Source organism: Microbacterium sp. Bi128, from assembly GCF_918698205.1.
This window is the reverse complement of the sequence record NZ_CAKKMM010000234.1, coordinates 1-6,236: the sequence shown is the minus strand read 5'-3', so window position 1 is coordinate 6,236 and position 6,236 is coordinate 1. Positions and strand designations below refer to the sequence as shown.

General features: G+C 67.7%; 5 protein-coding genes and 2 pseudogenes. 2 read left to right on the top strand and 5 right to left on the bottom strand.

The genetic code is table 11. The features are described from left to right. A pseudogene (locus LQV45_RS15680) lies at positions 1–873 on the bottom strand (nitrite/sulfite reductase); the annotation flags it as partial. Between the two features lie 131 nt (positions 874–1,004). Then, entirely contained in the window at positions 1,005–1,751 is a 747-nt protein-coding gene (locus tag LQV45_RS15675; protein ID WP_230007832.1) for a sirohydrochlorin chelatase, read from the bottom strand. Positions 1,752–1,812: 61 nt separating this feature from the next. On the opposite strand from LQV45_RS15675, the gene LQV45_RS15670 reads away from it, so the two are divergent. Further along, entirely contained in the window at positions 1,813–2,478 is a 666-nt protein-coding gene (locus tag LQV45_RS15670) for a trimeric intracellular cation channel family protein (RefSeq protein ID WP_230007831.1), read from the top strand. Positions 2,479–2,498: 20 nt separating this feature from the next. After that, on the top strand, positions 2,499–2,927 hold the full coding sequence (locus LQV45_RS15665) for a hypothetical protein (RefSeq protein WP_223913705.1): 429 nt from the start codon (positions 2,499–2,501) through the stop codon (positions 2,925–2,927). Positions 2,928–3,073: 146 nt separating this feature from the next. On the opposite strand, the gene LQV45_RS15660 is transcribed toward LQV45_RS15665, so the two are convergent. From LQV45_RS15660 to LQV45_RS15650, 3 genes and pseudogenes are all read right to left on the bottom strand, one after another. Then, positions 3,074–3,895: an endonuclease domain-containing protein gene (locus LQV45_RS15660; protein ID WP_230007830.1), complete on the bottom strand. Its 822-nt coding sequence runs from the start codon at positions 3,893–3,895 to the stop codon at positions 3,074–3,076. A gap of 508 nt (positions 3,896–4,403) precedes the next feature. Continuing rightward, positions 4,404–5,504 (bottom strand): polyprenyl synthetase family protein, encoded by a 1,101-nt coding sequence (locus LQV45_RS15655; RefSeq protein ID WP_230007829.1) that lies wholly within the window; start codon positions 5,502–5,504, stop codon positions 4,404–4,406. 9 nt (positions 5,505–5,513) lie between these two features. After that, positions 5,514–6,236 (bottom strand): annotated as a pseudogene (locus tag LQV45_RS15650) (FAD-dependent oxidoreductase); the annotation flags it as partial.

The following is a 6,236-nucleotide window of genomic DNA, read 5'->3' as shown; positions in this document are numbered from 1 at the left end:
GAGCCACACGTCGGCGGCCTGGTCCGGCCGGACGAAGGCGCCGAGGCGCTTGCCCAGCATGGGGTTGGTGGAGAGCGCGCCGCCCACCCAGAGGTCGTAGCCGATGCCGAGTTCGGGGTGGACCAGGCCCACCAGGGCGACGTCGTTGATCTCGTGCACCACGTCCTGGCTGGGGTGGCCGGTGATAGCGGTCTTGAATTTGCGCGGAAGGTTGGCCAGTTCCGGGTCGCCGATGAACCGCTCGGCGAGTTCCTGGATCAGCGGTGTGGGATCGATGATCTCGTCCTTGGCGATGCCCGCCACCGGGGAGCCGAGGATGACGCGGGGCACGTCGCCGCAGGCTTCCGTGGTGGACAGCCCCACGCCTTCGAGCCGGCGCCAGATTTCGGGCATGTCTTCGACCCGGATCCAGTGCAGCTGGATGTTCTGGCGGTCCGTGAGGTCGGCCGAGTCGCGGGCGAAGTCCACGGAGATCTGGCCGATGACGCGCAGCTGACCGGTGGTGAGCGCACCGCCGTCGATCCTGACCCGGAGCATGAAGTACTTGTCTTCTAGCTCGTGCGGCTCAAGCGTGGCGGTCTTGCCGCCGTCGATCCCGGGTTTGCGCTGGGTGTAAAGCCCCCACCAGCGGAAGCGGCCGTGCAGGTCGGTGCCGTCGATCGAGTCGAAGCCGTGCTTGGAGTAGACGGACTCAATACGCTCGCGGACGTTGAGGCCGTTGTCTTCCTGTTTCCAGGTCTCGTTGGCGTTCAGCGGCGTGGTGCCGTCCACTTTCCACTGGCCGTGCGGCTTTGCGGCCGGGCGGGGAGGGCGCTTGGTGCGGCCGGCGGCAGCCTCGTCCGTGGACGCTCCGGCTAGAGCTGTATCAGTCATGCATCGACTGTAGGGGCGGCCGTAATCCCGTCACAAAGGGTCAGAAACGGGGAGTCACCTAGGGCAACATTTCGTCACGAACCGCCGAAAACTCTTGAAGTCGCCCTGCGGCTGTGCATCTGCGCGGACCGTCAGGGCCGGGGCTGCGGGGCCCCGGCCAGCGCCGCGTCGTAGCGTTCCAGGGCAATTTCGGCAAGGACCGGGGAGGGCAGCAGCGGCGCCGTCACCAGGTCCGCGCCGGCCTTGGCCAGCTGGTCATGGAAGAAGCCGGGCGCCAGGAGATACGAGGCGATGACGACGCGACCGCCAAGGTCCACCGCTCCGGCCGACTCCCCCGCGCCGGCACCGCCGGCGGCCTCCTCGCGGAGCATGGCGACGGCGTCGGGAACCGAGGGTTTGGCGGAGGCGCCGTAGGCGGCCACGATCCGGTTGGAACGCAGGGCACGGAGCTGCTCCGTGAGTTCCTCGACATTCTGTGCGGCGCTGGGATCGGAGGACCCGGCGGCGGCGAGGACCACGGCGTCGTTGTCCGTTACCCCGGCCTCGCGCAGCCGCGCATCGAGCAGCGCTGCGAGCCGCGGATCCGGCCCCAGCGGCGCCGCGGCCAAGGTGTCCGGCCGGCTCTTCACGGCGCGGGCGATGTCCACCTTAACGTGGTATCCGACGCTGAGCAGCAGCGGAACCACGACGGCGGTCACCCCCGCCGGGAGGCCCGTCACGACGGCCGGCAGGTCCGGGTCCTGCACGTCGACGTAGGCCTCGCGGACGTCCAGCCCGGGACGGAGCCCCGCGATGCCGTCCCTGAGCGCGTTGACCTCCGCGGCCCCGTGCGGGCTCGACGTGCCGTGGGCGCAGGCGATCAGGATGGGGGTATTCATAGCCGTTAGCGTAACCTTGGAGCCGCCCTATCCGCCCCCTTGCAATCGACCGGGACGCTTCATGACCTTCTCCTTCAGCCTTGTCCTGGTCTGGCTTGACCTCGCCGGCGTGTTCTTCTTTGCGGTCTCCGGCTCATTGCTCGCGGCGCGGAAGCAGTTCGACATCATCGGCTCGCTGCTCCTGGCCTCGGTGGTGAGCCTGGGCGGCGGCGTCATCCGCGACATCATCATCAACGCGGGCCCGCCCGCCGCGTTCACCAACCCGGCGTACCTGGCACCGCCCCTGTTTGCCACGGTGCTGGTGTATTTCCTGTTCTCCAGCGTCCAGCGCTTCACGTCGCTGCTGATCCTGTTCGACGCCGGCGGGCTGGCCCTGTTCTGCATCACCGGCACACTGAAGGCGCTGGCCGCCGGGATGAATCCTGTGGCCGCCGTCCTGCTGGGTGTCACGACGGCGGTGGGTGGCGGCCTGCTGCGGGATATCACCGCCAACGAGGTCCCGCAGCTCTTCGACCCCAAGGATCTGTACGCACTGCCGGCGTTCGCCGGGTCGGCGTCGACCGTGCTCCTGTCCCTCACGGGGACCTTCACCGCGGTGAGCGCCTGCGCCGTCGCCGGGGTGGTCTTCGCCTTCCGGGTCACGGCCTGGCGGCGCCACTGGTACGTTCCCCTGGCGGTCCGCGGCTGGCACCGGCTGGGCCTGGACACCGCGGAAAACGACCGCTGAGGATTAGCTAGGATAAGACCATGACTGACATGTTCCTCGAGAAATTCCGCGCGCTTGTCCCGAAGTATCTCGAAGACGAATGGCAGGAAGAAGATGGCCTCCCGGCCGACGAACTCGACGCCGCCCTGGCCGAACACCAGTTCCAGGTCCCGATGGTCCTGCGCGAGTTCTACCTGGCAGTCGGCGGCTGCGAGGACATCATGGAGGCCTACCACTACTTCTGGGACCCCGAAGAGCTCGAAGTCGATGACGAGGGCTTCCTCATGTTCCTCGAGGACGAGGAAGAGCAGTTTACCTGGGGCTTCCGCGTCGGGGACCTCAGCATCCCGGATCCCATCGTGTACCGCCGCAACAACGCCCGCGGCCAGTGGAAGAGCGAGGAAGGGACCTTCTCCGAATTCGTCTTCGACATGTTCGAGTGGGCCTTCAACGACGAGGACGAAGACTAGGCTCCACGGCCCTCTCCTCCCATCTCCCGCCGACTCTCCCCTCTCTCCTGCGGCCGCCGACTCTCCCCTTGTTTGGCGTCCCCCACCGGCGTGTCCGGCGGAACCGCCGGCATTCTGTGGCAACGGGATTCCATACGTGGGGAAATTCAGCGGATGACCCTGCCGCGCAGCACCTGCCACACCTCATCGATCACCTTCTGCGGGTTGTAAACGACGTCGTGATATCCGTACCGGAGGACGGCGTAGCCGGTCAGGATGCTGGCGTTGTTCCGGCCTCGGTCCTTCTTGACCTGCGCGCGCTCAAGATGGGTGCTCCCGTCGATCTCCACGATCAGGAATCCTTCAAGCAGGAAGTCCACGACGCCGATCCCCGGCAGGTGCACCTGCGTCTGGGTGTAGATTCCCTGGCTCCGGAAGAGCAGCCTGGCAACGACCTCGATCGCCGAATCCGCCGTGCCGTCAACCAGCTCCAGGACTGCACGGGCGGCCGCGTTCCGGTTTCCCGGCAGCCGCTGGCGCAGATAGTCCAGCGAGGTGCGGCCCTGCAGCAGGGCACTTTCCACCATGACCGCCGCATCCACCGGGGGCAGGCAGCGCAGCGCGTGGAGCAGAGCGTCGGTGAGTCCGGCCACGGGGCGCGGGTATTCCGTCGGGACCAGGCTGCCGCGGTGGATGACCATTCCGGGCGCTGCGCCGTGCGCGCACAGCAGGTGCAGCCGTGCGGGCTCGTGGAGGCGCCATATGTCGTGGAACGGCGCGGCGGAGGCGCAGGTGAGCATGCCGTTCGCGAGCACGGCGGCCACGAAGTCCGCCCGCGCCCCGGGCAGCGCCACCACCCCATGGCGGAGGCGGCGAATTTCCCCGGCAGCCACGGCAGCGCGGATCCTGTTCGACGTAAAACCTGCCTGCAGCAGCGTGGCCGTGCGGGCAACCGAGCCGGCGTATTCCAGATAAACCGTAACGTCCATGGGGCAAGCACACACGCGGCATGACAGCCCCGGGGGCCAGAACATCGGTTATGTGGACAACTCCGCACCCTCCGCGCCGCTGGTATTCCCCGCTTTTGACCATGTCCGACGGCGTGTCCCGCCCGCGGCCGGCGTGTCCCGAAGCTGTCCGGCCAAAGGTGGGGAAACTCAGCGCGACAACGTCCGGCAATGAATCGAAATCTTATGACAAGAAATTTACAGATAGGTCTGGACGCTATGACATAACTGTCATAGAGTTGTTTCTGGGTTCACCAAATGCCTCCGGTGGATCTGATGCGAACGGAGAAATGGCCCCGGTTCGGCACAACGGAAGACTCGGACGTTGTGAGGAACCGGGGCCATTCCGTTTAAGCCGGAAGCCAGGTTAATCGTCAGGCTGCACCCAGCCGGAAGAACCGGCCGGGGAGCGACTCCGGCCCGGCTGTACCGCCGGGCCCGGCCTAGCTGGTGTGGCCGGAGGTGAGCCCAGCGGCCGGAGGCCGGGGACCTAGCTGCTGCGGTCCACTACGGCGTGGGCGAAGCTGGTCAGCGAGGCCTTTACGACGCCTTCGGGCAGCGGGGCAAGGGCGGCAATGGCCTCATCGGCCCAGGTGCGTGCCACCACCCAGGACTGTGCAGTGACGGGGTGCTCCCGGAGTCCGGCCACGGCGGCGGCCAGGGCCTCATCCGAGCTGAGGTCACCGTCGATCAGCGTCAGCAGTTCGACAGCGGCCTGGTCGCCGTCGCGGGCCGCGTTGCGCAGCAGCAGCACGGGCAGGGTGGGCACGCCTTCGCGCAGGTCGGTTCCCGGCGACTTGCCGGACTTGACCTTGATCCCGGTGACGTCGATGACGTCGTCGGCGAGCTGGAAGGCAACGCCCACCTTCTCGCCGTACTCGACCAGGATCGGCTCGTAGGCTTCGTCGGCGCCGGAGAAGATTGCACCCAGCTGCCCGGAGGCGGCCACGAGCGAGCCGGTTTTGTCCGCGATGACGGAGAGGTAGTGCGCCAAGGGGTCCTCGTCCGGGCGCGGTCCCACGGTCTCGTGCAGCTGGCCCAGGCAGAGCCGTTCAAAGGTGCGGGCCTGGATGCCAAGCGCCCGGGACCCGAGTTCTGAGACCAGGATGGAGGCGCGCGCAAAGATCAGGTCGCCGGTCAGGACCGCGACGGAGTTGCCCCAGACCTCGTGGGCCGTCGGCGCCCCCCGGCGGAACGGCGCGGAGTCCATGACGTCGTCGTGGTAGAGGGTGGCGAGGTGCGTCAGTTCGACGACGACGGCGGCCTGCACCACTGCGGGCAAGGAGGCGTCGCCAAGGTGGGCGCACAGCAGGGTCAGCAGCGGGCGGATCCGCTTGCCGCCGGCTTCCACGAGGTGGCGCGACGTTGCGTCAGCCAGGGGATCGGAGTTGGCAATGGCTTCGCGCAGCTTCTTCTCGACGCGCGCCAGGTTGGTGGTGAGCGCCGGGCCCAGCTCGGCGTCGCCCGCGATGGCCGAGAAGCCTGCCGGCAGTTGGAGGCCGGTGGCGATCGCGGTGGTGTTGAGGCTGGGTTCAGCGCTCGGCAGGCCGTGTCCGGCGTGCGTCCAGCTTTGGTCTGCAGAGTTGGTCACGGGTTAACCCTAACTTTTTGTTGCGGAAACCGCGGAGTTGGCGCCGGAGTGCGGAACGCTGTCCGTGGTGGACGCGGCCTTGTTGGACGTTGCCTGATTGGACGTGGCCTGATTGGACGTGGCGGGAACCAGGGATTCCAGGACCCGGATGACCCGGTCCTCGAAGCCCTTGGCGGCGGGATCGGTAAGGTTGGCCAGCATCCGCACCACGAAACGCATGAGCACGGGGACAGGCATACCGGTCCGGAGGGCCAGTTTCATGACGGCCGGCTTGCCGATCAGGGCGGCGAACGCCCGTCCCAGTGTGAAGTGTGAGCCCCACTGCTGGCGCACGTAGTCGGCGTACCGGGCAAGGTGCGCGTCGGCGGCCCTGGAAGCCTCCGTCCCGGTCCCCCAGCCGGCGGACGCCGACCGGGCAGCCGCGTCGGCGATGAATTCGGCCGCGAAGCGGGCGGACTCCATGGCGTAGGAGATGCCCTCGCCGTTGAACGGGGAGACCATGCCGCCGGCGTCGCCGAGGAGCAGCAGGCCCGGAGAATAGTGCGGGGTGCGGTTGAAGCCCATGGGCAGCGCGGCACCACGGATTTCGCCCACCTGGTTGTCCGGGGTGAAGCCCCAGTCTTCGGGCATGCCGGCGGTCCATTCGCGCAGCACCTGTTTGTAGTCCAGCTTGCCGAAGTCCTTCGAGGAGTTCAGGATGCCCAGGCCCACGTTGGAGGTGCCGTCGCCGAC

Coding starts and splice junctions, on each gene's coding strand:
- LQV45_RS15670 (WP_230007831.1), top strand. CDS start 1,813: ATGACCTTCTCCTTCAGCCTTGTCCTGGTCTGGCTTGACCTCGCCGGC.
- LQV45_RS15665 (WP_223913705.1), top strand. CDS start 2,499: ATGACTGACATGTTCCTCGAGAAATTCCGCGCGCTTGTCCCGAAGTAT.
- LQV45_RS15675 (WP_230007832.1), bottom strand. CDS start 1,751: ATGAATACCCCCATCCTGATCGCCTGCGCCCACGGCACGTCGAGCCCG.
- LQV45_RS15660 (WP_230007830.1), bottom strand. CDS start 3,895: ATGGACGTTACGGTTTATCTGGAATACGCCGGCTCGGTTGCCCGCACG.